Here is a 23,836-nt window from a genome sequence, read left to right on the forward strand (position 1 = left end):
CGGGGCGAGGACTCACGACATGGAAAACAGTGGCACGAGGAGCGGTGAAGGCCGCACGAGGAGCGGGGAAGGCGGCGAGCGCGGGCTGCTGGCGGCGGCCATTGCGGGCTGCGCGGCATCCCTGGCCGTCATCCTCTATCTGACCCTGGCCAAGGACCAGCCGGTATTGTGGTTCTCCGTGGTCATTTTGGGGATACTGGCCGTCCTCTGCGAGAGCATGGGCGAGGAGATGTCCACGGCGGGACGTTCCACCTACGGCATCATAGCCCTCTTCGCGGCCATGGCCGCCCTCAACACGCCCTCGGCGATGATAGTGGCGCTTTGCGGTGCCGGCAACCTGCGCCTGTGGCGGGAGAGGGAAAGCGCCGGTAAGATGCTCTTCAACGCCGCCGTCTATTCCCTGGGGATATGGATGGCCTCCGCCCTCTACCACGCGCTGAATGGCAGCTCGCAGCTCTTCACGTTCTCCCAGGGCCTGCGTTCCGTGCTCCCGGCCCTCGCGGCGGCGGCCCTTTTCTGGGCGTTCAACACGTCCGCGATCGCGGCGGCGCTCGCGCTGCTGCGCGGCGTGAGCCCGCTGGGTTTCCTGCGCGTCGACGCCCTGCGGCTCTTTCCCAACCAGTTGATATACGGGCTGGTGGGACTGGGTGTGGGCATCATCTACGCCCAGAACGCCTTCCACCTGGTGCAGGGCGCGACGGGCGAGCCCGTTCTCGACGCTCTGGGCAGGCCCCTCGTGGAGGGTTCCGTCTCCGCGTACCTGCGCGGCCTCTTCGCCGTGCTCTCGCTGGTCGTCCTGCTGGGGATCTCGTGGTACTTCAGCGGCAGGAACATCGAGTTGCTGGAGTCGTACGACCGCAGCGTCGAGACCCTGGTCACCTACCTGGAGAGGCGCGAGCCTTACCTGGACGGTCACGCCTCGCGGGTGGCGCAGTACGCGACCCTCATCGCCGAAAGGATGCGCCTCTCCCTCTTCGAGGTGAGGAGGTTGCGCCATGCCGCCCTCCTCCACGACCTGGGAAGGCCGGCCATACCCCTGGGGATCCTCCTGCAGGCCTCCCCGCTGAGCGAGGAGGAGTTCGACAGGATAAAGGCGCACCCCCTGGAAGGCAGCTCACGGCTGGAGGAGGTCGCCTACCTGGCGGACATGGCCGAGGCGGTGAGGCACCACCACGAATATTACGACGGGGGAGGGTACGTCGACCATCTCGCGCGGGAGACCATCCCCCTGAGCGCCAGGATAATCGCCGTTGCTGACGCCTACGACGCCATGACCCACGAGCGGCCCCACCGCGGAGCGAAGGGGCACGAGAGGGCCGTAGCGGAATTACGCCAGAACAGCGGGCTGCAGTTCGACCCGGAGGTGGTGGAGCATTTCATCGCCGCCCTGGAGGGGCGCGGGGGGGAGCGGGGACCCGTTGCCGTGGAGGCGGAGGGCGCCGAGCCGGGCGTGGCGCCGGAGGCGTCGGAGGCGCCGCGGGAGAAGCAGCGCCGCGCGGTTGGGCGCAGGGCGAGGAAACGCGAGGAGATGCTGCGCGCGCGCAGGGAGGCGCGCGAGCGGCTGGAGAGGGAGGCCATGCGCGAGCTGGAGGAGACGGAAGAAGGAGGGGAGTCACGCGAGGGCATCGAGGGTAGCGGACCCCCGGCATCCGGAGCCGAGGCGGGAGAGGAGGTAGAGGGGACGTGAGCGAGGCGCAGGGAAAGCTGCTGCGTTACCTGTCGCTGCTCGCCTTCCTGGTGGCGCTCGGCGCGAGCACCGCCTTCGTGAAGTGGTCCGACCTCGACCCGGTGCGCACGGCGGGGCTCATCGCCTTCCTGGCCCTCTTCGAGGCCTGGCGTGTGCAGTTCCCCTGGGGCAGACCCCTGCGGCTGGGCATGGCTGCGCTCCTATGCATCCTGGCCATCCGGCCCGTGCCGGAAGCGGTGTGGATATTCCTCGTCGGCAGCCTGCTCGGGCGCGTCTTCTACCGCGTGCAGCGGGCGGAGGAGGGGGACTTCGCGCACATCATACAGCGCACCTACATCGTGGCGGTGGCCGGGCTGGTCTACCGGCTCATCGCCTTCCTGGGCTGGGAATACTCGTGGAACCCCTATCCCCCCCACTTCGTGCTGGAAGCCACCCCCGAGAAGGTCTATTTCACCTACTACAACCCCGTGGTCATGCATCGCGACCTGCTGTTCCCCGTGGCCTTCCTGGCCATGGCGCTGGTCTTCTACCTGGGCGAGATGGCTACCGCCGCCGTGGAGACGAGCATCTCCGACCGGGTGAGCTGGAAGGCGGTGCTTCCCCAGCACGTGCGGCAGACGCTGCCCGTATACCTTTCCATCACCGGGGCGGGAGCGTTGATGGCCCTCTACTTCCCGAGGATACCATGGATAAGTTTCCTGGTCTTCTTCATACCCCTTCTGCTGGTACGAGCGGAGTCCAACCGGGACAAGGAGCTGGATGACAGGTTCTTCCAGACCATGCGCATCATCGGCGATTCGTTCGACCTCTCGCGCGGCATCCCCGGGCATTCCGGGCGGGTGGCCAACCTGGCGGTGGAGGTGGCCAGGGAGATGGGGGTCTCCGCCAGGGACATACGCGATATCCGTTATGCCTGCGTGCTCCATGACATAGGGCGCATAGAGGGCAAGGACGCGGAGGAGGGGGAGCACGCGGCGAGGGGGGCCGAGGTGCTGGAGCAGGTTCCCCGCCTGCGTTCCCTCTCCCACCTCGTGCGTCACCACCACCCCGCGTCGGAGGAGGGGGCCACGCGCCTTCCCCTGGGCGCGAGGATAATAGGGGTGGTGAGCGATTACGACGTCATGACCAATCACCCCAAGCGCCGGCTTTCCTCGCAGGAAGCCCTGGAGGAGATGGGGCTGGAGCGCGGGCACAAGTACGATTCCATGGTGCTGCGCACGCTCTCCCAGGTGGTGGAGGCTCAGGGCAGGGCGCGCCGCAGGCCGGAGAGGGAGATAAGGCAGAGGGCGAAGGTCCTCGAGGAGGAGGAGCTCAAGGAGAGCCTGGAGGAGATCTTCGGGGAGGAAGAGCAACAGGGGTAAGGTGGCGGGGGAAGGCGGCCGGCTTCGTGCCGGCGCCTCCCGGTTCCCGGTGCGGACAGGTCCGGACACGCGCGGCGTTTGCGCCCTTGTCGTAACGGCCGGGATCTGACGATGGCGAACGGGAAGGTCCGACGCCGCGGCGGCCGCGCGGTCACCAGGCATTTCTTACCAGTATATGGTAATCCATGGGGAGGGGACGCGTCGGCGGGGAGTTGCTTCGTCCCGGCGGGCGGCGCGTTCCCTCTCCTTCCTGGTAAGATATGAACATGGGAGGCTCAGGCGGTCGGGAGCGCCCGCCCGGCGGAAGGCCGCACAAGCGCGGAGGGCCGGCGGGAAGGCGCCGCGCGGCGGCGCGTGGAGGTAGGGCGGAGCTTGCCGCCGGCGGGTGATCTGTGACGGAGGCGACGAAGAGGTAAGGGACAGCGGAACAAAAGGAGAGAAGGATTGTTAAAGGCGCTCGGCAGGGTCTTGCGCATGGGAGAGCGCAAGAGGCTGGAACAGCTCGCCGAGGTGGTGCAGCTGGTGAACTCGCTGGAGCCCGGGGTGCGGGGCCTGAGCGATGATGAGCTGCGCGCCAGGACGGGGGAGTTCAAGTCCCGCCTGCAGAAGGGAGAGACCCTCGACGAGCTCCTCCCGGAAGCCTTCGCCGTGGTGCGGGAGGCGGCGGTGCGCACCCTGGGACAGCGCCATTTCGACGTCCAGATCCTGGGGGGCATAGTCCTGCACCAGGGCAAGATAGCCGAGATGAAGACCGGCGAGGGCAAGACCCTGGTGGCCACCCTCCCCGCCTACCTCAACGCGCTCGAGGGCAAGGGCGTGCACGTGGTCACCGTGAACGATTACCTGGCGCGGCGCGACAGCGAGTGGATGGGGGCCATATACCGTTTCCTGGGCCTCACCGTGGGTCTCATCCAGGCTCAGATGCCCAAGGAACAGCGGCGCAGGGCCTACGCCGCCGACGTCACCTACGGCACCAACAACGAGTTTGGGTTCGATTACCTGAGGGACAACCTGGAGGTCAGCCTGCAGGGCATGGTGCAGCGCGGCCACCATTACGCCATCGTGGACGAGGTGGACTCCATCCTCATCGACGAGGCGCGCACCCCCCTCATCATCTCCGGGGCGGCGGAGGAATCCGCGCGCCTCTACCGCCAGTTCGCGAGCATAGCGCCCCGCCTCAGGCTTGGCGAGGACTACGAGGTGGAGGAGAAGACGCGCACCGTTTCCGTGACCGAGGAGGGTATCCACAAGGTGGAGTCCCTGCTGGGGGTGGACAACCTCTACGACCACCTCAACACCCCCCTGGTGCACCACCTGCAGAACGCCCTCAAGGCCAAGGACCTCTACCGCCGGGACGTGGACTACGTGGTCACCGACGGCCAGGTGGTCATCGTGGACGAGTTCACCGGGCGCCTCATGCCCGGCCGGCGCTGGAGCGACGGGCTGCACCAGGCCATCGAGGCCAAGGAGGGGCTGCGGGTGCGTCAGGAGAACCAGACCCTGGCCACCATCACCCTGCAGAACTACTTCCGCATGTACGAGAAGCTGGCGGGGATGACGGGAACGGCGGCCACGGAGGCCGCGGAGTTCGAGGAGATATACGGCCTGGAGGTGGTGGAGGTCCCCACCAACCTGCCCATGATCCGCGTGGACCACAACGACGTCATCTACAAGACGGAGGAGGCCAAGTTCAGGGCGGTGGTGGAGGACATCGCCTCCTGTTACGAGAGGGGACAGCCGGTCCTGGTAGGGACCATATCCATCGAGAAGTCGGAGCGCCTCTCCGCCATGCTGAAGAAGCGGGGCATCCCCCACCAGGTGCTGAACGCCAAGCACCACGCCCGCGAGGCGGAGATCGTGGCCCAGGCGGGAAGGCTGAACACGGTGACCATCGCCACCAACATGGCCGGCCGCGGCACGGACATCATGCTGGGGGGGAACCCCCGCATGCTGGCGCAGCGCGAGCTCCTGGGCAAGGTGGAGATGGACGAGGAGGCCTGGAAGGGCATGCTGGCGGAGGCGGGGGTCCCCTGGGAGGAATGGGAGCGAAAGCTGCAGGAGGTAAGCGAGCGGTGTGCGCGGGAGAAGGAAAGGGTCATCGAGCTGGGCGGCCTGTACGTCCTGGGCACGGAGCGCCACGAGGCCAGGCGCATCGACAACCAGCTCCGTGGGCGTTCCGGGCGCCAGGGGGACCCGGGCATGTCCCGCTTCTACCTCTCCCTGGAAGACGACCTCATGCGCGTCTTCGCTTCCGGCACGGTGGCCTCCCTCATGGACCGCCTGCGCCTTCCCGAGGACCTGCCCATCGAGAACAGGATGGTCACGCGGGCCATCGAGACGGCGCAGAAGAACGTGGAGGCCAACAACTTCGAGGTGCGCAAGAACCTCCTCAAGTACGACGACGTCATGAACACGCAGCGGGAGGTCATCTACGGGGAGCGCAGGCGCATCCTGGAGGGGGAGGACATCCATGCCAGGGTGGAGGAGATGATCGAGGAGGTCATCGGCGCGGCGGTGGAAAGGTACCTCGACCCGGACGTGCATCCCTCCGAGTGGGATCTCGAGGGCCTCTTCCGCTACCTGGCCACCATCTACCCGGTCACCTTCACGCCGCAGGATATAGACGTGGAAAAGGCGAGCGTGCAGGCGCTGCGGGACGCCCTGTGCGAGGACGCCCGCGAGGTGTACGCCGCGCGCGAGGAGGAGTTCGCCGCGCAGGGACAGGACATGCGGGAGCTGGAACGGCTGGTCATGCTGCGCGTCATCGACAACCGCTGGCGAGACCACCTCTACGACATGGACCACCTGCGGGACAGCGTGGGGTTGCGTTCCTTCGCGGGGCGGGATCCGCTGGTGGAGTACCAGAACGAGGCCTTCAAGACCTTCCAGGAGATGATCTTCAGCATAGAGGAGGAGTTCCTCCGCTACATGTTCCACGTGCGGGTGGCCAGGGCGGAGGAGAGGCCCGCGGTGCGGGTGGTGGACGGAGGGGGCAAGGGAAGGGGCGGGCAGGCACAGGCGGCGCGCTCGCAGAAGGTGGGACGCAACGCACCCTGCCCCTGCGGCAGCGGCAAGAAGTACAAGTTCTGCTGCGGGAGGAGCGCCTGATCCTTCCGCGGAGGCGGGGGCAACGGCACCGGTAAGAGGCGCCGGTCGGTGCGAGGCGGGCCCCCGCGGAAGGCGTTCATGGAGGAAAGGCCGGGTTTACACGCTTTCCCCGCCACGTTATCATCGGTGGCCCGAGGATGCCGCGCGCGACGTCCCGGAGGGGCCGGGAGAGCCGGGAGAGCCGGGAGGCGGCGGACCCGGGAGGCGGCGGCCCCGGGAGTGCCCGGGCCGGCACGGGAGGAAACGCGGGATACGAAGGAGGAGGAGTTGCTGGAGGAGATCGGAGAGAGGCTCCTGAAGATAAAGGAGTATCTTTGACATCGAGGGTAAGCGGGAGCAGGTGGCCGGGCTGGAGAAGGAGGCCGCCCGCCCCGATCTCTGGGAGGACCAGGAGAAGGCACGCCGCATCCTGGCCGAACTGGCCTCCCTGCGGAACGTGGTGGAGAACTGGGAGCGGCTGGATGCGGAGAGAAGGGAGCTCGAGGAGCTAGCCCAGCTGGCGGAGGAGGAGGACGACCCCGGCCTGGAGGAGGAGATCGAGAGGGGGGCCCGGGAGCTCCGCCGCAAGGTGGACCGCCTGGAGGAGGAGAGCCTACTCGGCGGCGAGTTCGACTCCCATGATGCCATCGTGAGCATCCACCCGGGCGCGGGAGGGCTGGAATCGCAGGACTGGGCCGAGATGCTCCTGCGCATGTACCTGCGCTGGGCGGAGAGCAGGGGCTTCAAGGTAGACCTGAACGACGTCCAGCCCGGGGAGGGCGGGGGCATTAAAAGCGCCACCTTCACCGTGCACGGACGCAACGCCTATGGCCTGCTACTGGCGGAGAAGGGCGTGCACCGCCTCGTGCGCATATCGCCCTTCGATGCCTCGCGGCGCAGGCACACCTCCTTCGCCTCCCTGGATGTAATCCCCATGCTCGAGGAGGCGGGAAGCGTGGAGATAGACCCCAAGGAGCTGCGCGTGGAGACCTACCGCTCCAGCGGGGCGGGTGGCCAGCACGTGAACGTCACCGATTCCGCGGTCCGCATCACCCACCTTCCCACAGGCATCGTGGTCTCCTGCCAGAACGAGCGCTCCCAGATACAGAACCGCCAGACGGCGATGCGCATACTCGAGGCGCGCCTCTTCGAGCTGGCCCGCAGGGAGAGGGAGAAGGAGATAGAAAAACTGCGTGGAGAGCGCAAGGATATCGGCTTCGGCAGCCAGATCCGCTCCTACGTCCTGCACCCCTACCGCATGGCCAAGGACCACCGCACCGGCATGGAGGTGGGAAACGTGGACGCGGTGCTCGACGGCGACCTGGACGATTTCATCGACGCCTACCTGCGCTGGCAGGCCGGAGGTGCCGGGGCATGATGAACCCCGCGGTCGATCTGCACGTGCATACCGTCTCCAGCGGGCACGCCTATTCCACGGTGGAGGAATGCGCGCGCTGGGCGGCGGAGAAGGGGCTGCAGGCCATCGCCATTGCAGACCACGGACCGGCCGTCCCGGGATCAGGAAATCTTTACCATTTCTGGAACCTGAAGGTGCTCCCCCGCCGTATGCACGGGGTATGGATACTGCGCTCCGTCGAGGCCAACATACTGGACACGGAGGGAGGCCTCGACCTCCCGGACAGGGTCCTGGAGTCGCTGGACGTGGTGCACGCGGGCCTGCATCCCTACACGGGTTACAGGGGAGAATCACCCGAGGAGAACACCGCCGCCCTCATCGCCGCCCTGCGCCATCCCCTGGTGGACATCATCGTCCACCCCGATAACCCCGCCTTCCCGGTGGACATGGAGGCGGTGGTAGAGGCGGCGGTGCGGGAGGGAAAGGCGCTGGAGGTGAACAACAGCTCCTTCGTGCACACCCGCAGCGGCAGCGAGGAGAACTGCCTGCTCATGGCGCGGCTGCTGGCCGCGAAGGGCGGGCTGGTGGCGGTGGGGAGCGACGCCCACGTGGCCGCCTTTGCAGGAGAATTCTCGCACGCGGTAGAAGTATTGCAGGAAACTGACATCGCCGAAGAGAGCGTGATAAACTACTCCATCGAGAGGCTGGAGGAATTCCTGGGCTCCAGGGGGAAGCCTCTTCGCCTGGAGTGAGCCGGCCGCGAGCGAGGAAGGTAATGCACATGAGCGTGGTTTCTCGAGGAAGGGAAGGGGCGGCTTTGAGGGAGACGGAGCCGGAGGAGTTGAGGGAAGAGCTGGAAACAGTTTCCAGGGAGCTCCGCATCGACATCGTGCGCATGATAGGCGAGGCGGGGAGCGGCCACCCCGGCGGCTCCCTCTCCTGCGTGGAGATCCTGGTCAGCCTCTATTTCTACAAGATGAACCACCGTCCGCGCGAGCCGCAGTGGAGGCTGCGCGACCGCTTCGTCCTCTCCAAGGGACACGCGGCCCCCACCCTCTACGCGGTGCTGGCCCGCTGCGGCTATTTCGACCGCTCGGAGCTGTGGCGGCTGCGCCGCCTGGACTCCATGCTGCAGGGACACCCGGACCGCCTCCGCACGCCGGGGGTGGAGATCTCCACGGGGTCGCTGGGGCAGGGTCTCTCCGCGGCCTGCGGCATGGCGCTGGGCCTGAGGATGGACGGCGTGGGGGCGCGGGTATACGCCCTCATCGGTGACGGCGAGAGCCAGGAGGGCGGCATCTGGGAGGCGGCCATGCTGGCGGGCCACCACCGCCTTAACAACCTGGTGGCGATAATGGATAACAACGGGATGCAGATAGACGGGTGGTGCTGCGAGGTGGTGAGCCTGGGGGACCTGGCGGCAAAGTGGCGCTCCTTCGGCTGGGAGGTGTGGGAGGTGGACGGCCACGACGTGGTGGAGATCTGCCGCACCCTGGACCTCACCGACGCCGCCGCCGCGCCCTGCATGATCATCGCCCACACCGTGAAGGGGAAGGGGGTCTCCTTCATGGAGAACAACGTGGATTTCCACGGCAGGGCGCCCACCCCCGAGGAGACGGAGAGGGCGTTGCGGGAGCTGGAGGGCGTTGATGAGTGACCGCGAGATGCGCTACACGCGGGACGGCTACGCGGAAGCCCTTCTCGAGCTGGGGGAGAGGGACCCGCGTATCGTGGTGCTGGACGCGGACCTGGCCAAGTCCACCCAGACGGAAAAGTTCAAGCTGCGCTTCCCGGAGAGGTTCGTGGACTGCGGGGTGGCCGAGCAGAACCTCATGGCCACCGCCGCCGGCCTGGCCGCAACGGACCACATCGTCTTCGCCTCCACCTTCGCCATCTTCGCCAGCGGGAGGGCTTACGACCAGGTGCGCAACACCATCGCCTACTCCGACCTCAACGTGAAGATATGCGCAAGCCACGGGGGTATCACCGTCGGGGAGGACGGTTCCTCCCACCAGGCGCTGGAGGACATCACCCTCATGCGTGCCATCCCGCGCATGAAGGTGGTGGTCCCCGCCGATTACCACGAGACGCGGGAGGCGGTGAAGGCCGTGGCCTACCTGGACGGTCCCGCTTACGTGCGCATGGGAAGGCCCAAGGTGCCGGTGCTCTTCGACGAGGACTACGATTACCGGTTCGGGAAGGCCCTGGTCATGCGCCCCGGCCGAGACGTCACCCTGATCGCCTGCGGTTTCATGGTCCACAAGGCGTTGGAGGCGGCGGAGCTGCTCGCGGAGGAGGGCCTGGAGGCGGAGGTAGTGAACCTGCACACCGTGAAGCCCCTGGACCGGGAGGGCATCCTGGAGACGGCGGCGCGCACGGGACGCGTGGTCACCTGCGAAGAACACACGGTGGTCGGCGGCGTGGGGAGCGCGGTGGCGGAGCTGCTGGCCGAGGAGATGCCCCTTCCCATGCGCATGGTGGGGATACGTGACCGCTTCGGGCGCTCGGGCTCCGTCGAGGAGCTGGTGGAACACTACGGGCTCGGGGCGCGTCACATCGCCGAGGCCGCTCGGGCGTTGTGTGATGGTGATGGAAGCGGCCGGAGCAGGGCCGCGAAGAGGAAGAGGAGTTGATCCGTCTTGATCAGGATGAGAAGGGTGACCAAGGTATACAAGGGCAACGTCTATGCCCTGGAGGACATCACCCTCGACATAGAGAAAGGCGAGTTCGCCTTCCTGGTGGGTCCCTCGGGTTCCGGCAAGACCACTTTCATCAAGCTCCTCATAAAGGAGGAGGAGCCCACCAGCGGGCAGATCTACATCGCGGACACCAACATCAACCAGCTGCGCAAGTGGAAAGTCCCCTACCTGCGCCGCAAGATCGGCTGCGTGTTCCAGGATTTCAAGCTGCTTCCCCACAAGACGGTCTTCCAGAACGTGGCCTACGCCATGGAGGTCACCGGGAAATCGCACCGCCTCATCGAGCAGCAGGTCCCCGAGGTGCTCAAGCTGGTGGGCCTGGGCCACAAGCTCGACGCCTTCCCCGACGAGCTCTCCGGGGGGGAGCAGCAGCGGGTGGCCATCGCCCGCGCCTTCATCAACCGCCCCCCCATCCTGCTGGCCGACGAGCCGACGGGGAACGTCGATCCCTCGCTGGGGGCGGGCATCGTGCGCCTGCTGGAAAAGATAAACTCCACGGGCACCACGGTCATCGTGGCCACCCACGACAAGGCCATCGTGGACGCCTTCCGCAAGAGGGTGATCGCGCTGGAGAACGGGCGCATCATCCGCGACCAGGACAGGGGCGTGTACGGGTATGAATAAGCTCAAGTACTTCGCCGCCGAGACCTGGGCCTCCCTGCGCAAGAACCTCATCCTGGCCGTGGCGGCCATCGCCGTGGTGGCCGTATCCCTGGGCATCCTGGGCCTGGTGGTCATGGGGTGGAACATGTTCAGCAACATGATCAAGAACGCGGAGCGCAAGGTGGGCGAGGTGGATGTCTACCTCTCCGACCTCACCTCGGCCGAGGAGCTGCAGGCCATCGAGGCCTTCCTGGTCTCCATCCCCGAGGTGGACGCCAAGTCGGTCTACTACAAGAGCAAGGACGAGGCCCTCGCCGAGTTCAAGGAGCGGTTCAAGGACCAGCCGGAGCTCTGGGAATACATAGACGAGAACCCGCTGCCCAACTCCTACGAGCTGATGACCAAGGACCCCAAGGACGTGGGCCTGGTGGTGGGGAGGATCGACAACGAGGCCCCGTACCGGGAGCGCATAGAGGACATCAAGTCGGCCAGTTCGGCCATCGAGAAGCTGGAGAACATCTTCGACAAGTTCCGGCAGATAGGCATCGTGGCGGTGATCGCCCTGACGATAATCGCCGTCCTCCTGGTCTCGGTGACCATCCAGGTGGCCATCTTCGCCCGCCGGCGCGAGGTGGGGATCATGAAACTGGTGGGGGCCACCAACTGGTTCATCCGCTGGCCCTTCATCCTGGAGGGCGTGCTGGAGGGGCTGGTGGGTTCCCTGGTCGCCATCATCGTCGCCCTCTCGGTGAAGGTCTGGATCCTGGACAGGCTCATCGAGAACCTCCAGTTCCTCCGCCTCTCCCTCTCCTCGGGGCTGCTGCTGGTGCTCGTCCCCTGCATACTGGCGGGAGGGGTGATCATCGGGGCCCTGGGAAGCGCCTACGCCCTGGGACGTTTCCTGGAGGTGTGAGGGGCCGGGTGGCGGAGGAGAGCGAGGAGGGCTTTTCTTGCAGGAGGATCTCGTTCGCAGGGACCGCCTGATAATCATCGCCGCCGTCTGCATCTCCCTTCTGCTGGTGGGCGCCTGTTTCACCGTTCCCTACCTCCTGAGCTCTTCGCGGGGAAAAACGGCGGAAGAATCCACGTCCGCGCGCTCCTCCGCTTCCGACGGGGAGCTGAGGGAGCTTGAGGACATGCTGTGGTCGAGCGGGGCCTACCGCGACGCGCAGAACATCGTCAGGGGCAACTACGTTGAGGAGGTGGACCAGGGCGAGCTCCTGGAGGCGGCGGCGAAGGGCACGCGCAGGATGGCCGCGGAGGGCGCCGGCGAGGACGCTCTCGTGGCCCGCGGCATCCAGGCCATGGTCGATGCGCTGGACGACCCCTTTTCCTCCTTCATGACCCGGGAGGAACTCGAGATGCTGGACACCCAGCTCGCGGGGCACTTTTCGGGCATAGGCGTGGCCATGCAGAAGGTGAAGAACGAGATCCGGGTGGTGAAGGTGCTGGAGAACACGCCCGCGCAGGAGATGGGGATGAAGGAGGGGGACATCATCAGGGAGGTGGACGGGAAGGACGTCACCGCACTGGAGCTGGACGAGGTGGTGATGCTCATCCGCGGCCCCCAGGGCACGGTGGTCAGGCTGGGGATAAGGAGGCCGCCTTCGCCCGAGACCGTCTATCTCGACATCGTGCGCAGGGAGATCGAGGTGCCCGTGATGCAGGCGGAGATAAAGGACGGCGACGTTGGCTACCTGAAGATATCGGACTGGACGGAGGACGCCGACGAGAAGGTGCGGCAGGCGCTCGGCGACCTGGCATCGCGGGGGGCGCGGTCTCTGGTCATCGACCTCAGGTCCAACCCGGGCGGTTACATGGAGCCCGCCATCGAGGCCGCGGACCTTTTCCTGCGCGGGGGGGTCATCGTGTCCTCGCGGGGCCGTACGTCCGGGGTAAACAGGGAGTACAGTGCGGACGAGGACGTGTCCTGGGACCTTCCCGTGGTGGTTTTGGTGAACCGCGGCTCTGCCAGCGCCTCCGAGATATTCGCCGCCGCGTTGCGGGATAACGAGCGCTGCCGGCTGGTGGGGGAGACCACCTTCGGCAAGGGTTCCATCCAGAAGATCTTCCGCCAGGATGACGGGACCGGCATACGCCTCACCATAGCGAGGTATTATACCCCTTCGGGTATCAACATCGACGAGCAGGGCATCGTTCCCGACTTCACCGTGAAGAACCCCGTGGTGGGGGAGGAGGACCTGCAGCTACAGAAGGCCTTGGAGCTCGCCCGCTCCCACCCGTGAGCCAGGAGACACGGGGCTCAGGGCTCATCTTGTGTGTGATAGGTCTTTCTTCCGGCGGCCGGGCCGCCGGGTAACGGTCTCGCTCGCAGGCTCGCTGCGACCGACCTGGTCGTTCCCGGCCTCGGTGGGTAAAACTATGGAGGGCTCTTGTGATGTTGCTCGCCCGACCCCCGGACCCGGCCTTGGTGGGTGGTTCAGTAGAGGCGCGACACGAGCGAACCTGTGTTTCCCGGGTGTTGGATAAGTGCTTTTCGGGTGGGAGTGAGAGAAAAAACGAGGGCCCGCGAAACGGGCCCTCATGTATTTAGCTGGTGGAGGCGGGGGGAGTCGAACCCCCGTCCAGAAACCCGATCGCGTGGGCTCTACGAGCGTATCCGCCGTTTTCATTTCGCCTCGTGACCGCCCGGCGGAAGGCTGGCACTCGGCTATCCCGTCAGGGTTGTCCCTCGGTCCTTACGGGAGTTGGACCTCGGCAAGCCCGCTGCACGACGCCCCGTCCCCGGTCGCGGGCTTCCCGGGGCGGAACGGGCCGCTATTAAGCGGCCAGAGCCAACTCGCTGTCGGCGTCTATTGTTTTTCCCGCTTGCTTACGGGGCGCGGGCCCCCGGCTCGCTCCCACTGCGTCCGCCGATCCCTGTCGAAGCCGTTTCGCCCCCGCTTTTCAAGGTCCATCTCCTGTTTTTCTACTTTCTTATTCTACTACGAAAGCGATTTTTTAGAAATGATGCCGGATTCCTCTCCTTTATCCCGTCCTCTGCGTGGAGGTCCCCCAGACCCGCCAAACCCGCTTGTTCTTTACGAGATCCCCGAAGCGCCTGTCCCGCGGGACGCGTATATCCCGGATGAACACTTGCTGTCAACCAGCCTGTTCTTTACAAGACCCCCGAAGCGACGCCTGCGCAGCCCGACGCAACGAGGTCACGGGCGCCACGAGGTAACGCGGTCACGGGCGCCACGAGGTAACGCGGTCACGGGCGCCACGAGGTAACGAGGTCACGAGCGGCGCGAGATGAAACGCTCATGGCGGCCGTGTGGGCAGACGGGCTGACGGGGCGTGGTATATGAGGTCGCAGGGGAAGATGGCGCGGTCAGGGCTCCCGGATGCCGCGCCCGCGCGACGCTTTCAAGCTCCTTTCCAGCTCCCTGCGCGTATCGCGTTCCATGATCTCGCGGCGGCGATCGGCCTTTGCCTTGCCGCGCGCCAGCCCCAGCTCCACCTTTATCTTTCCCCTCTCGTTGAGATAAAGGCTCAACGGTATCAGGGTGTATCCCCTCTCCGCCACCTTGCCCTGCAACCGCCGCAGCTCATCCCGGCGCATGAGCAGCTTCCTCTCCCGCAGGGGAGGGTGGTTGAAGGCGCCGCCGTGGCTGTAGGGGGCGATATGCGCGTTCTCGAGAAAGAGCTCCCCTTCCCTGAAGCGCGCGAAACTGTCCCGCAGGGAAGCCTTTCCCTCCCGGATGGATTTTACCTCCGTTCCCAGCAGGGAGATACCCGCCTCGAACCTCTCCTCGACGTGATAGTCACGCCGCGCCTTGCGGTTTTCGGCGAAAGTGCGCACCCGCTTCCCCTCGTGACCTTTTCCGCTCATGGGTCCATCATAACCCAGTTCGGTGCGAGGTTCAGCAACGGATTGCTCTCACTGCTTTTACCGGCGGGGGTAAGGGTCTATAATTCCGCATTGGATTCCGCATCGGCGATCAGGCGCCGTGTAGGGGCCCGGCATACCCGACGGCGGATTCAAGGCGGCGGGTGGTTTTCCCGAGCAGGAAAGGGACGCGGCGGAAAGGCGTCGCGTTTCGCCGGGAGTGAGCAAGACCGCCCCAGGCCCAGCGGTGGCGAAGCACGGAAACGGCTCGCGGGCTGGGCCAGCGGCGCACAAGCGGAGAGCGAGAGTACTTCGTGAGGATGACATGCCCGTTAACCTGACGAAGGACATCTACCTGATAGGTAGGTCCTTCGGGTCCAACATCTACCTGATAACCGGCAACGGCCTCACCCTCGTGGACGCGGGTTTTCCGGTCGACCTTCCCGCCATCCACCTGGGATTACGCCGCATGGGCGCCACGCCCCGGGACCTGGATCTTATCGTGGCGACGCATTACCACGGCGATCACGTGGGGACGGTGGCCGGGTTGCGGAAGAGATACGGCCTCCGAACCGCCATCCACGAGGACGACGCGCCCTTCGCCCGGGGAACGGTTCCCTACGAGCGCTTCGAGGTGGAGACCTCGAAGCTGATCTTTTACATGTCACTCTGGCCCTTTTTCCGTTACCGTCCCTTTGAGGTGGACCGCACGTTGCGTGACGGGGATTTTCTCGATCTCGCGGGAGGGCTCGAGATCATACACGCTCCGGGGCACACGGCGGGCAGCATATGCCTCTACCAGGAAGAAAGGGGCATACTTTTCAGCGGGGACCTGATCCGCAACGAGAACGGCGTTCTGGAGGGGCCGCCGCAGCAATTCACCCCCGATCCAGAGGCGGCCTGTCGCTCCCTGGAAAAGATCTCCGGGATCGATTTCGACATACTGCTTCCAGGCCACGGTGAGGCCATCCTGGGCGGCGCCGGTCCCCTTTTCCGTTCGCGCCTTTCCCGGGGCGAGATCTGGCCGTTGAACTCCTGAGCGCCCCCCCTCGGAGCGTGACGCGGCGAACGTGGAGGCCACGCACCCACCCGGCATGACCCGCTCCCATGGGACCACTCCGTGAGGCATGGCGGGCCGCCATCTTGATACCCTACCCGACCTGGCCCGGGTAACTATAGGTTCGCTCGTATCACGCCTCTATTGAACCAACCACCCAGGCCGGGTCCGGGGGTCGGGCGAGCGACATCGCAAGCGGCCTTCATATTCCCACCCAACTAGCCCGGGGAACTACAGGGTCGGTCGCAGCGAGGACGCCTTACCCAAGGCCTCGGATTTACGAGAAAGGAACGCGGCGCCGAGCGAGACCGTTACCCTGAGGCCCCGGGCCGGAAGAAGGACGGATTCCCACCCAGCAAGCCCGGGGAACTACAGGGTCGGTCGCAGCGAGGACGCCTTACCCAAGGCCTCGGATTTACGAGAAAGGAACGCGGCGCCGAGCGAGACCGTTACCCTGAGGCCCCGGGCCGGTAGAAGGAAAGGTACGCGGCGCCGACCGAGACCGTTACCCGGCGGCCCGGCCGCCGTAAAGAGTCCTACACCCGCGCATCAGGCGCGAGATGAGCTCCGGCCTACGTGCCCGTGGGCCCTGTGCCCGCGAGCAGTAAGACCGCGGGGACCTCGGGTGTGCGCATGGTTTACAATAATCGCGTTGGCGGGCCGTGCTACAATCGTTGCACGTTTCCGCCCGTGCGGCCATGACGGCCATGAGGAGGATTAAGGCCGTACGGGAGAAAACGGACGGAAACGACCCACAAGGACAGGGATGCATAAGGAGCGGGAGAACAGGCATGAATTCGCGCAAAAGGAAAGGCGCCTGGATGACTGGAGCGAGGGATTGAACGAGGCACCCATCGGAATGTTCGACTCCGGCGTGGGGGGACTCACGGTGATGCGGGCGGTGATGCGCAGGTTGCCGGCGGAGTCCATCGTCTATTTCGGCGACAACGCACGCGGGCCCTACGGTCCCCGGGAGATTCCGGAGATCCGCCGTTTCGCGGTGGAGATCGCCTCCTTCCTGGAGTCGCTGGGGGTGAAGATAATCGTGGTCGCCTGCAACTCGGCCACCTCCGCCGGGCTCCTCGAGGTGCAGCGCAGGTGCAATGTGCCGGTGCTGGGGGTGGTGGAGCCGGGGGCCAGGGGAGCCGTGCAGGCCACGCGCAACCGGCGCATCGGAGTCATCGGGACCGTGGCCACCATCCGCAGCCGCGCGTACCAGAAAGCCATCCACGCGCTGGACGCGGGGGCGCACGTCCATTCCCGCGCCTGTCCCACCCTGGTGGATTTCGTGGAACGCGGCGAGGTGGAAGGCGGCAGGGTGGAGGAGGAGGTGTCCCGTTACCTTGCTCCCCTGCGCGCGAGGGGGGTCGACACCCTCGTACTGGGCTGCACCCACTACCCCCTGCTGCGGCCGGTGATCGCAAGGGTGATGGGAAACGGCGTGCGCCTGATAAGTTCCGACGAGGAGGTGGCCAGGGAGGTGGAGGAAAACCTTGCCAGGCGGGGATACCTGCGGGAATGCGGACGCTCTCCCGATTACCGCTTCATGTGTTCCGGCGACGTAGGGCAGGCCGTTTCCCTTGGAAGGATATTCCTGGGACCCGAGGTGGAGAAGGTGGAGAGGGTGGAGCTTCCCCTGGGGGGCACGAGGCCATGAGGCTGGACGTGCTGGGCGCAAGCGGCACCTATCCCCGTCCGGGCGGGGCCTGCAACGGGTTCCTGGTGCGGGACGGGGACGCGAAGCTGGTGGTGGACCTGGGAAACGGATGCCTCTCCAACCTGCTGCAGCTGGTAGATATTACCGAACTGGACGCGGTGCTCATCACCCACATGCACGTCGACCATTTCGGCGATCTCTATCCGCTCTATTACGCACTCCGCTTTCACCCGGACAGGCCCTGGGGACTGCGCCTCATCCTGCCCCGCGGGGGGCTTTCCCTGATGGGTTGCCTGCTTGGCGACGACGCGAGGGAGTTTCTTCCCCGGGTGTTCCGGGAGGAGGAGTTGCGGACGGGGGAGACCTATCGCGTGGGCGGCATCGCCGTCCGGGCCTATCCGACCAGGCATCTCGTGGAGGGGTACAGCGTGCGGCTGGAGGGAAAGGGGTGGAGCATGGCCTACTCCTCGGACACCTCTCCCGCCCCTGCCCTGGTGGAGGCGGCGAGGGGCGTGGATCTCTTTATATGCGAGGCCACGCTTCCTGCCTCCTACGAGGAGGAGGCCTCTCACGGCCACCTCACCTCCACGCAGGCGGCGGCGGCGGCGGCGGAAGCGGGTGCGGCGCGCCTGCTCCTGACCCACATATGGCCGACCTTCGACCCCCGGCAGATCCTCGCCGAGGCGAGCGAGGCGTTCGGAGGGGAATTAGGGCTTGCCCGCGAGGGGATGCGGGTCGAGCTGGGAGGTGAGGGTGGTGAATAGGAAGGACGGCAGGAGGCCGGATCAGCTGCGCAGGATGAGGATGGTGCGCAACTACCTCGCGCACGCCGAGGGCTCGGCCCTGGTGGAGATGGGCCGCACCATGGTGGTGTGCACGGCGAGCCTTGAATACCGGGTGCCGCAGTTCCTGCGCGGCTCGGGGCGAGGCTGGGTGACGGCGGAGTACGGCATGTTGCCGCGGTCCACCAGGGAGAGGATGAACAGGGAATCGGTGGCGGGGAGGCAGGGCGGACGGACTCTGGAGATACAGCGCCTCATCGGGCGCTCCCTGCGCGCGGTCACGGACATGGAGGCTTTCAGCGAGTACACCATCTGGATCGACTGCGACGTCATCCAGGCGGACGGGGGCACGAGGACGGCGGCCATCAACGGGGCCTACGTGGCCCTCCACGAGGCCTTCCGCCGCCTGGTGGCGGAGGGAAAACTGGCGGAGATCCCCCTTAGTGAGGCGGTGGCGGCGGTGAGCGTGGGCATCGTAGACGGGGTTCCCTTGCTGGATCTCGATTTCGATGAGGACGCGTCCGCCGAGGTGGACATGAACGTGGTCATGACGGGCGACGGGCGCCTGGTGGAAGTGCAGGGAACGGCGGAGAAGAGGGCCTTTTCCCGGGAGGAGCTGGACGATCTCCTGGGGCTGGCCGAAAAGGGCATCGAGAGGATCATGCGCCTGCAGCGCATGGCGCTCCTCTCCGAGGAGGGAGAGGCGGTGCTGGAGGGATGAGACCGGCAAGGGTCCCCCGGCCTTTAGCGCGTCGTGGGAGAGGACGCCCGGAGAGCCGTTCGCGGGAGGGAAGTTGAGGGAGCCGCGCCTGCTGCTCGCCACGCGCAATCCCGGCAAGATCAGGGAGATACGGTCGGAGCTCGCCGGCGTCCCCGTGCGCTTGCTGTGCTGCGATGATCTCCAGGACTGGCCGGAGCTGCGCGAGGAAGGGGAGACCTTCGAGGACAACGCGCTCGCCAAGGCGGCACGGCTGGCCCGCTGGGCCGACCTGCCCGCGCTGGCGGACGACTCCGGCCTGGAGGTTGATGCGCTGGGAGGAGAGCCCGGGGTGAGGAGCGCCCGCTTCGCCGGGGAGCATGGCGACGACGCCGCGAACATCGACCTTTTGTTACGCAGGATGCGTGGCCTGCCGCGGGGGAAGAGGCGCGCGCGTTTCGTGTGCGTCCTGGCCCTGGCGTCTCCCGCGGGAGAGGGCTTCGTGATACGCGAGACCTGCGAGGGGAGCATCGCCGCCGCTCCCCGCGGGGCCGGCGGCTTCGGGTACGACCCCGTCTTCGTTCCCGAGGGGGAGAAGCGGACCATGGCCGAGCTCACCCTCGAGGAAAAAAACGCCATAAGCCATCGCGGCAAGGCGCTGCGTCACCTGCGTGCGTTGCTGGAGGCGGGTGAACCGGCCTGGCTTTTCGTATGATGCCCCGCCGTTCGCGCGTTGCTCCTGGTTCGCGCACGCCTCTCGGGTCGCCCTCGGTCCGCACGGTTCCTCCCCGCGCGCATGCCCGCTCCGCTTCGCGTGGTGGTTCCAGCCGGTGAGCATGCCGCGGGAAGCGGCGCGGCACGCGGGGTCCCGGCACGTAAAAAGAGCGGGGCCTGAGCCCCGCTTTCTTCTGGAGCGGGAGACGGGCCTCGAACCCGCGACCTAGAGCTTGGAAGGCTCTCGCTCTTCCAACTGAGCTACTCCCGCCCGGAATCGCGTCCTTCGGCCGGTCCGCAGGGTTATTCTAACATATCCGGTGAGCGCTGTTTGCTCTTTTCGGCCCGCCTATTCTCTACTCCACGCGCCGCCCGGCTCTCGCGCCGGGAAGGGTATGAACAGGCGATGACCTGCGCCTTGGAGGGCCCTTCTTCCTCGCCGTCGCCACGGTGATTTGCCGGTTTGAAGGGGCTGACCTGGGCATGAGCGGGCTTTTCGCGAGGCCTTGAAAAGCCATAATGGTCGTGGCCCGGTTCGGCGGGGATGCCCCTCGACCCCTTGCGACCCTGTGAACGTTCCCGGAAACGATGCGCCGCTTCCGATCGTCCTTTCCCCCTCGCGTACCTGCATGATCCGCGAGGGCGACGACGCCGGTGAAGCCGGCCCCACCCGAGAAGGTGGGCTCCGTATCCGCTCCCCCGCACGTTATCCACTCCGCTCCCGTGCTGGTATAATCATCCCGTCGGGGTGTGGCGCAGCTTGGTCAGCGCGCATGCTTTGGGAGCATGAGGTCGGCGGTTCAAATCCGCCCACCCCGACCAGATTTTACGGGCCTCCATAACGCATGGTCCATGCATGGCGCGGCGGTGGGAAAGGCGGCCGGGAGCATCGCAGAGGCGAAAGCGAGGGGGTGCGGTCGATGATCGTGGAGAGGGGATGGTTCATCCCCGCCCTGCAGTTCGGCCCCAGCGACGTCTTCTTGATCGAGGACTGGGAGGAAACCCCGGTAGGGCCTTACCGCGCCGTTTTCCATTTCACCCCGGAAGATTTCCGTACCCTCTACGTGGACAGCGAGGGGGGAAGGGACCTGGTATCCTCCATCCACCGCTTCGATCGCATGCAGGTCGTCCCCGTCGCTTCCCGTCGCACGGGCGGCCTCTGGACCGTCGAGGTCGCCGCGGGGGACAGGGACGCGTTGCGCATAGAGGTGGAGTATGCGGAGAGGGGCGTGCTGAAGGCGGTCAACCGCGTCGCACCGCGCATCCCGGAAGCCGTCGCGGGCAGCGCCCTTTACTGCCGCTTCCTTCCCCGCCTGGCCGCGCCCCTCCTGGGCACCGATCCAGGACAGAGGATAGCGGGGGTGACGGAGCTCGGCCGCCGCTGCCGCTTCCGACTGGACGCTATCTACAGGGTGGTCGACGCCAACTGCCGCTGGGGAGGGAGAGACCTCGGACCCTTGCGCGAATGTTGTTTTTCGCACGACATGGGCGATTTCCGCCTAACCTCCAAGGCGATGGTGTCTTACCTCACGCTCAGAGTGGATTGAAGCGAGGGAAAGACATGGCGGGAGGTACGCAGGCGATGCATGCATACGACCCGTGCGGGAGAGCAAGAAGATGACGAGGCCGTCACGTGCCGACCTGGAGAACATCTTCCATTACGTGGGCCTGGTGCTTATCGCCCTCGGGCTGTGCATGCTGGTGCCCACGCTCATCTCCCTGGTGGCCGGGGAGTGGGCGAGCGTGCTGGACCTCCTCATCTCCGCCTGCCTGACCGTGGGGGCCGGGAACCTCCTCTTCTTCCTGCTGCGCCCCAGGGGCAGGGTCACCTGGAACCAGGGGCTGGTGATCGTGGCAATATCCTGGCTGGCGGCCATGCTCTGCGCGGCCCTGCCACTTTACCTCAACGGGCATTATGCATCCTACCTCGATGCCTGCTTCGAGTCCATGTCCGGGCTGGCCACCACCGGCCTCACCCTGGTCCATGACCTGGACCACATGGCCTACGGCATGAACTTCTGGCGCCATTTCATCATGTTCCTTGGCGGGCAGGGGATCGTCGTCCTGGTGGTCTCCTACTTCATGGCCGGCTCCAGCGCCGCGGCCCAGCTTTACATGAGTGAGGGAAGGGAGAGCATACTCCCGAACGTTGTGGAGAGCTCCCGTTTCATCTGGCGGGTCAGCGTGGCCTACCTGGCCGCCGGGACGCTTTCCCTGGGGATATGCCTGATGCTGGAGGGGATGGCGCCGGTGCGCTCCTTCTTCCAGGCCTCCTGCCTCTTCATGGCCGGCTTCGACACCGGCGGGTTCACCCCCCAGGCCCAGAGCGTGCTCTACTACCACAGCCTCCCCGTGGAGCTCATCACCATGGTCTTCATGGTGCTGGGGATGCTGAATTTTGCCGTGCAGCACGAGGTTTGGAGGGGGAAACCGCGTGAGCTCGTGAAGAACATCGAGACCCGGACCCTTCTCACCACCATGGTCGTGACCCTGGGGCTGGTGCTGGGAGGCCTGACGCTGGCCGGCGCTTTCGGTGGTTTCGCCGCAGACCTCCGCCGCGGAGCTTACCAGCTCGTCTCGGGACACAGCGGAACCGGTTTCATGACCGTGTACGGGCCGCAGATGGGAGCGAGGTGGGGAGACCTCGCGCTTTTCGCCCTCATCGTGGCCATGGGCCTGGGCGGCTGTTCCTGCTCGACCTCGGGCGCCATCAAGTCCATCAGGGTGGGCATGCTGGGGAAGGACATCAAGCAGAGGGCGAGGAAAGCCCTCTCCCCCGCCTCCGCCGTGGTGGTGGAGCGTTTCCACCATATCCGGGAATACGTCCTGACCGACGAGCTTACCTCCACGGCCTTCATGGTCACCCTTCTTTACCTGGGCCTCTATCTTTTGGGCACCGTGGTGGGCCTCTTCTACGGATACGGCCTCACCGCCTCCGCCTTCGAGTCGGTTTCCGCCGCGGGCAACGTGGGGCTCACCACGGGTGTCACCTCCTTCACCATGCCCACCCTGTTGAAGGTAGTGTATATCTTCGAGATGTGGGCGGGGAGGCTGGAGGTGCTGGCGGTGATCGCCATGGCGGTTTTCCTGGCCGGGCTTTTCGGGAGGAGGAGATGAGGAGGTCTCTCGCCGCCGCATGCGCGCTTCTCATCCTCGCGCTCCTGCCGTGCCTTGCGGCGTCGCAGGCATGGGCGGAAGGAGGCGGGCGCGAGGTCGACAGCAGAACGCTGCTGCAGGACTGGGAGTCCTACGACGGCGAGGAGGTGGTCTTCCGGGGCGAGGCGGTGGGGGACGTGATGCGGCGGGGAGAGTTCGCCTGGGTGATGGTGAACGACGACCACTACAGCCTCCGCGCCCTGCACGAGGCGGGTGAGCTGCGGGGAGGCAACAGCGGCCTGGGCGTGTGGATGCCCGCGGAGGAGGCGGAGAAGATAGGCGGGCTGGGACGGCACGGGAGCCTCGGGGACTTTATCGAGGTGAGGGGGGTCTTCCATGCCGATTGCGGGGAGCACGGCGGCGAGTTCGACATACACGCCCTCTCGGTACGGGTGATAGAGCCGGGGAGGGAGGTGGACGTCTCCCCGGATGGGTGGAAATACCTGGGCCTGCCCCTGGCCTTCCTCTTCGCGCTGGCAACCATGGGGCCGCTTTTCCTAAGGCGTCTCGAGGACCGCAGGAGCGCCCGCGCCCTACTGCGCCGGGACGTGGATTAAACCCGGAAAAGAAAATGGGGTGAGGGACGGGACTCGAACCCGCGACCTCTGGGGCCACAACCCAGTGCTCTGCCGATTGAGCTACCCCCACCGCGTAATACCTGGCACGCCTGGGAGGACTCGAACCTCCAACCCACGGATTAGAAGTCCGTTGCTCTATCCTTTGAGCTACAGGCGCATCTGCCGATGGTCACGACTATTATATACCAAACCCTGGACGCCGCGGGGCATGGGGTACCGCCCTTCGCCCGGGGCGGGACGCTGTGGCGAACGGTGATCGTCTTTAGGGTCTACGGGTGGGACCTGGACGGGGTCGGCGCCGCTCCGGTGGGCGGGGGCTCCCTCGTCTCCCGGGGACAGGGAGGGCGCACCGGGCTGAAATGCGTGTTTTATTGCCTTGCCCCGGTGCCTGTAGTAGCATAATTATCGCTCCCGAGACCCGGGCGAGAGTGGCGGAATTGGCAGACGCGCTGGACTTAGGATCCAGTGGTTGAAACCGTGGGGGTTCGAGTCCCCCCTCTCGCACCAACCGTTCCAGCCCCCGGAAAGGCAAAGGGATTTTTCGGGCTGACGGCGGGGAGCGGACTTGC

General features: G+C 66.1%; 19 protein-coding genes, 5 tRNA genes and 1 other RNA gene. 20 read left to right on the forward strand and 5 right to left on the reverse strand.

The window, feature by feature from the left end; genetic code table 11:
- The first annotated feature begins 19 nt into the window (after nt 1–19).
- The 10 genes from H5T73_10050 to H5T73_10095 all read left to right on the forward strand — a co-directional run bounded on the left by H5T73_10050 (nt 20) and on the right by H5T73_10095 (nt 13,040).
- Complete coding sequence (locus H5T73_10050) at nt 20–1,687, forward strand: HD domain-containing protein (GenBank protein ID MBC7248108.1); 1,668 nt, start codon at nt 20–22, stop codon at nt 1,685–1,687.
- The gene (locus H5T73_10055) at nt 1,684–3,048 is read left to right on the forward strand and encodes an HD domain-containing protein (GenBank protein MBC7248109.1); all 1,365 of its coding nucleotides are present in this window, start codon (nt 1,684–1,686) and stop codon (nt 3,046–3,048) included. The genes H5T73_10050 and H5T73_10055 overlap by 4 nt, the downstream gene beginning before the upstream one ends.
- Before the next feature lie 474 nt (nt 3,049–3,522).
- Complete coding sequence (gene secA, locus H5T73_10060) at nt 3,523–6,156, forward strand: preprotein translocase subunit SecA (GenBank protein ID MBC7248110.1); 2,634 nt, start codon at nt 3,523–3,525, stop codon at nt 6,154–6,156.
- Nucleotides 6,157–6,466: 310 nt separating this feature from the next.
- Complete coding sequence (gene prfB, locus H5T73_10065) at nt 6,467–7,513, forward strand: peptide chain release factor 2 (protein MBC7248111.1); 1,047 nt, start codon at nt 6,467–6,469, stop codon at nt 7,511–7,513.
- Nucleotides 7,513–8,244 (forward strand): phosphatase, encoded by a 732-nt coding sequence (locus H5T73_10070; GenBank protein MBC7248112.1) that lies wholly within the window; start codon nt 7,513–7,515, stop codon nt 8,242–8,244. The genes prfB and H5T73_10070 overlap by 1 nt, the downstream gene beginning before the upstream one ends.
- A 29-nt stretch (nt 8,245–8,273) precedes the next feature.
- Nucleotides 8,274–9,149: a transketolase gene (locus H5T73_10075; GenBank protein ID MBC7248113.1), complete on the forward strand. Its 876-nt coding sequence runs from the start codon at nt 8,274–8,276 to the stop codon at nt 9,147–9,149.
- A complete protein-coding gene (locus tag H5T73_10080) occupies nt 9,142–10,125 on the forward strand; it encodes a transketolase family protein (GenBank protein MBC7248114.1) in 984 nt (327 codons plus the stop codon). The genes H5T73_10075 and H5T73_10080 overlap by 8 nt, the downstream gene beginning before the upstream one ends.
- Before the next feature lie 15 nt (nt 10,126–10,140).
- Complete coding sequence (ftsE, locus tag H5T73_10085) at nt 10,141–10,815, forward strand: cell division ATP-binding protein FtsE (protein MBC7248115.1); 675 nt, start codon at nt 10,141–10,143, stop codon at nt 10,813–10,815.
- Nucleotides 10,808–11,707, forward strand: a complete 900-nt coding sequence (locus tag H5T73_10090; protein MBC7248116.1) for an ABC transporter permease — start codon at nt 10,808–10,810, stop codon at nt 11,705–11,707. Before ftsE ends, H5T73_10090 begins: the two co-directional genes overlap by 8 nt.
- 37 nt (nt 11,708–11,744) lie before the next feature.
- Entirely contained in the window at nt 11,745–13,040 is a 1,296-nt protein-coding gene (locus tag H5T73_10095; protein ID MBC7248117.1) for a S41 family peptidase, read from the forward strand.
- 309 nt (nt 13,041–13,349) lie between these two features.
- Here H5T73_10095 and ssrA read toward each other — a convergent pair.
- Nucleotides 13,350–13,696, reverse strand: a transfer-messenger RNA (tmRNA) gene (ssrA, locus tag H5T73_10100).
- Between the two features lie 432 nt (nt 13,697–14,128).
- Nucleotides 14,129–14,629, reverse strand: a complete 501-nt coding sequence (gene smpB / locus H5T73_10105; protein ID MBC7248118.1) for an SsrA-binding protein SmpB — start codon at nt 14,627–14,629, stop codon at nt 14,129–14,131.
- Nucleotides 14,630–14,951: 322 nt separating this feature from the next.
- Between smpB and H5T73_10110 the strand changes: the two genes are divergently transcribed.
- The 5 genes from H5T73_10110 to H5T73_10130 all read left to right on the forward strand — a co-directional run bounded on the left by H5T73_10110 (nt 14,952) and on the right by H5T73_10130 (nt 19,534).
- Nucleotides 14,952–15,665, forward strand: coding sequence for an MBL fold metallo-hydrolase (locus tag H5T73_10110; protein ID MBC7248119.1), 714 nt, complete (start codon nt 14,952–14,954; stop codon nt 15,663–15,665).
- Between the two features lie 856 nt (nt 15,666–16,521).
- On the forward strand, nt 16,522–17,340 hold the full coding sequence (locus H5T73_10115; GenBank protein MBC7248120.1) for a glutamate racemase: 819 nt from the start codon (nt 16,522–16,524) through the stop codon (nt 17,338–17,340).
- Entirely contained in the window at nt 17,337–18,104 is a 768-nt protein-coding gene (locus H5T73_10120; protein ID MBC7248121.1) for an MBL fold metallo-hydrolase, read from the forward strand. Before H5T73_10115 ends, H5T73_10120 begins: the two co-directional genes overlap by 4 nt.
- Nucleotides 18,105–18,138: 34 nt before the next feature.
- Nucleotides 18,139–18,843, forward strand: coding sequence for a ribonuclease PH (rph, locus tag H5T73_10125; GenBank protein MBC7248122.1), 705 nt, complete (start codon nt 18,139–18,141; stop codon nt 18,841–18,843).
- 73 nt (nt 18,844–18,916) lie between these two features.
- The gene (locus tag H5T73_10130; protein MBC7248123.1) at nt 18,917–19,534 is read left to right on the forward strand and encodes an XTP/dITP diphosphatase; all 618 of its coding nucleotides are present in this window, start codon (nt 18,917–18,919) and stop codon (nt 19,532–19,534) included.
- 194 nt (nt 19,535–19,728) lie between these two features.
- Here the strand turns inward: H5T73_10130 and H5T73_10135 are convergent.
- A tRNA-Gly gene (locus tag H5T73_10135) sits at nt 19,729–19,804 on the reverse strand.
- Between the two features lie 473 nt (nt 19,805–20,277).
- Between H5T73_10135 and H5T73_10140 the strand changes: the two genes are divergently transcribed.
- The 4 genes from H5T73_10140 to H5T73_10155 all read left to right on the forward strand — a co-directional run bounded on the left by H5T73_10140 (nt 20,278) and on the right by H5T73_10155 (nt 23,246).
- Nucleotides 20,278–20,355, forward strand: a tRNA-Pro gene (locus tag H5T73_10140).
- A 98-nt stretch (nt 20,356–20,453) separates the two neighbouring features.
- Nucleotides 20,454–21,080, forward strand: a complete 627-nt coding sequence (locus H5T73_10145; protein MBC7248124.1) for a hypothetical protein — start codon at nt 20,454–20,456, stop codon at nt 21,078–21,080.
- Between the two features lie 52 nt (nt 21,081–21,132).
- Complete coding sequence (locus tag H5T73_10150; protein ID MBC7248125.1) at nt 21,133–22,650, forward strand: TrkH family potassium uptake protein; 1,518 nt, start codon at nt 21,133–21,135, stop codon at nt 22,648–22,650.
- Nucleotides 22,647–23,246 carry a hypothetical protein gene (locus tag H5T73_10155; protein MBC7248126.1) on the forward strand — a complete coding sequence of 200 codons (600 nt, stop codon included), beginning with the start codon at nt 22,647–22,649 and terminating at the stop codon, nt 23,244–23,246. The genes H5T73_10150 and H5T73_10155 overlap by 4 nt, the downstream gene beginning before the upstream one ends.
- A 15-nt stretch (nt 23,247–23,261) precedes the next feature.
- Here H5T73_10155 and H5T73_10160 read toward each other — a convergent pair.
- Together H5T73_10160 and H5T73_10165 are read right to left on the reverse strand one after the other, a co-directional pair.
- Nucleotides 23,262–23,337: transfer RNA gene (locus tag H5T73_10160), tRNA-His, on the reverse strand.
- Nucleotides 23,338–23,348: 11 nt separating this feature from the next.
- Nucleotides 23,349–23,424, reverse strand: a tRNA-Arg gene (locus H5T73_10165).
- 265 nt (nt 23,425–23,689) lie between these two features.
- Here H5T73_10165 and H5T73_10170 point away from each other — a divergent pair.
- A tRNA-Leu gene (locus tag H5T73_10170) sits at nt 23,690–23,774 on the forward strand.
- Nucleotides 23,775–23,836: the final 62 nt, after the last annotated feature.

This window comes from Actinomycetota bacterium, from assembly GCA_014360655.1.
In the GTDB taxonomy this organism is placed as follows: domain Bacteria; phylum Actinomycetota; class Geothermincolia; order Geothermincolales; family RBG-13-55-18; genus JACIXC01.

Excerpts from the sequence above, each read along its gene's own strand:
- H5T73_10050 (MBC7248108.1), top strand. The coding sequence starts at position 20 with ATGGAAAACAGTGGCACGAGGAGCGGTGAAGGCCGCACGAGGAGCGGG.
- secA (MBC7248110.1), top strand. The coding sequence starts at position 3,523 with ATGGGAGAGCGCAAGAGGCTGGAACAGCTCGCCGAGGTGGTGCAGCTG.
- H5T73_10070 (MBC7248112.1), top strand. The coding sequence starts at position 7,513 with ATGAACCCCGCGGTCGATCTGCACGTGCATACCGTCTCCAGCGGGCAC.
- H5T73_10075 (MBC7248113.1), top strand. The coding sequence starts at position 8,274 with ATGAGCGTGGTTTCTCGAGGAAGGGAAGGGGCGGCTTTGAGGGAGACG.
- H5T73_10080 (MBC7248114.1), top strand. The coding sequence starts at position 9,142 with ATGAGTGACCGCGAGATGCGCTACACGCGGGACGGCTACGCGGAAGCC.
- ftsE (MBC7248115.1), top strand. The coding sequence starts at position 10,141 with ATGAGAAGGGTGACCAAGGTATACAAGGGCAACGTCTATGCCCTGGAG.
- H5T73_10090 (MBC7248116.1), top strand. The coding sequence starts at position 10,808 with ATGAATAAGCTCAAGTACTTCGCCGCCGAGACCTGGGCCTCCCTGCGC.
- smpB (MBC7248118.1), bottom strand. The coding sequence starts at position 14,629 with ATGAGCGGAAAAGGTCACGAGGGGAAGCGGGTGCGCACTTTCGCCGAA.
- H5T73_10110 (MBC7248119.1), top strand. The coding sequence starts at position 14,952 with ATGCCCGTTAACCTGACGAAGGACATCTACCTGATAGGTAGGTCCTTC.
- H5T73_10120 (MBC7248121.1), top strand. The coding sequence starts at position 17,337 with ATGAGGCTGGACGTGCTGGGCGCAAGCGGCACCTATCCCCGTCCGGGC.
- rph (MBC7248122.1), top strand. The coding sequence starts at position 18,139 with ATGAGGATGGTGCGCAACTACCTCGCGCACGCCGAGGGCTCGGCCCTG.
- H5T73_10145 (MBC7248124.1), top strand. The coding sequence starts at position 20,454 with ATGATCGTGGAGAGGGGATGGTTCATCCCCGCCCTGCAGTTCGGCCCC.
- H5T73_10155 (MBC7248126.1), top strand. The coding sequence starts at position 22,647 with ATGAGGAGGTCTCTCGCCGCCGCATGCGCGCTTCTCATCCTCGCGCTC.